Consider the following 1,307-nt stretch of genomic DNA (forward strand, 5'->3'; position numbering starts at 1 on the left):
CGACCACGAGAATCCGGCTTCGTCGTTGACGGCTCCAGAGCGAAGCCCCTGCGACGCCCGCGCGCCTTCGGCCACGATCTGCAGGCTCGTCCCGCCCAGGCGGTCGATCGGCACGCCCTTCTGGCGCGAGAGGCTCGCGGCGAAGTGGCCGGCGAGATCCTGGGCGGCTTGCGCGGTGAGCGCATCGCGCTCGTTCGGGCGGGCGGACGTTGGGGTGTCCTTGCGAGAGCATGCGGAGATCGAGGCTGCGAGGACGACGACAGCAAGGACAGAGGCGAGCGAGCGATGTTGGAACTCCATGGTGCACCTCCGTTCAGCATGGTGACGGGCGGCCGCTAGGCTCGAGTCTCCGGACTCACCGACTCCGCGTCAACGCCGGGCGAGCCGCAGGGCGACGCTAGCGCACACTGCGGATTCAGCCCCGTCAGCGGGATCCCCAGGGCGGCGGCGGTGGCGGCACTGGACGGGTGAGATCGAAGTCGATCCGAAATCGCCGGTCGGTGCCCTCGCGACGAAGGGCGTAGGTGAAGCGCCGCCCGGCCTCGATCTCGATGGTCCAGACGTTCGTCCTCGCCCGAGGGATGAGCGCTGCGGTGAACGAGTCGGCCGGAAACTCCTGGCGCTGGGCCATCCCCGGTGCACGCGCATCGCCGCCATACCAGGTGATCGAGTCCGGATGCCCGTCCTCATGACGGTGGTCGTGCTTGAGGCGGAGCTCGCCGGCGGTCCGCCTCAGCACCCAGGTGCGCGATCTGTTGTCACCGACGACGAAGGGGATGCGGATCGAGTCGGGACTGCATTCGCGCACGTGCATGACCAGGCTCTTGCCGGCAAAAGTCGTGTCGCCAGCGGGGGCCTCGACAACGCGGCCCTCATACGCGCGGCCGCACAGCGTCTGGAGCGCGCTCCAAAAGGCGCGTCGATCGTCTTGCGGCCCGCCGGTCCCCAAGCGCTGCGAGCAGGACCCAGCAGCGCAGGCGACGAGGACGACGAGGACCGCGGCGCGCAAATGTCGCAGAGCGGTGCGGGCGGCAGCAGGTCCGGGGGTGGTCGCGGCCAACATGCTCCACACGCTAGCAGGGGCCGCGAAACGCTTCTACCCCATCGCCGCCCCCACGCTGTCCGCCAGCACCGTCGCCTTGTTGTGGCTCACCTCGAAGAAGCCTCCGCTCACCTCGAGCTTCTCGTTCTGGCCGCCGGCGCGGCGGATGGTGAGCATGCCCTTCGCCAGGTTGGCCACCAGCGGAGCGTGGTGGGCGAGCACGCCGAAGTAGCCGGCGGTGCCGGGAACCTCGACGTACTCGACC

3 protein-coding genes are annotated in these 1,307 nt (G+C 69.6%); all 3 read right to left on the bottom strand.

Annotation, left to right across the window (positions count from 1 at the left end):
• Positions 1-300: hypothetical protein (locus tag VFQ05_06475; GenBank protein HET9326394.1), on the bottom strand; the 300-nt coding region annotated here is incomplete at its 3' end.
• A gap of 124 nt (positions 301-424) precedes the next feature.
• Complete coding sequence (locus VFQ05_06480; protein ID HET9326395.1) at positions 425-814, bottom strand: hypothetical protein; 390 nt, start codon at positions 812-814, stop codon at positions 425-427.
• 282 nt (positions 815-1,096) lie between these two features.
• Positions 1,097-1,307, bottom strand: a 211-nt coding sequence (gene atpC / locus VFQ05_06485; GenBank protein HET9326396.1) for a F0F1 ATP synthase subunit epsilon, incomplete at its 5' end; no start/stop codon positions are given.

It is taken from the genome of Candidatus Eisenbacteria bacterium (assembly GCA_035712145.1).
Classification (GTDB): Bacteria; Eisenbacteria; RBG-16-71-46; order RBG-16-71-46; family RBG-16-71-46; genus DASTBI01.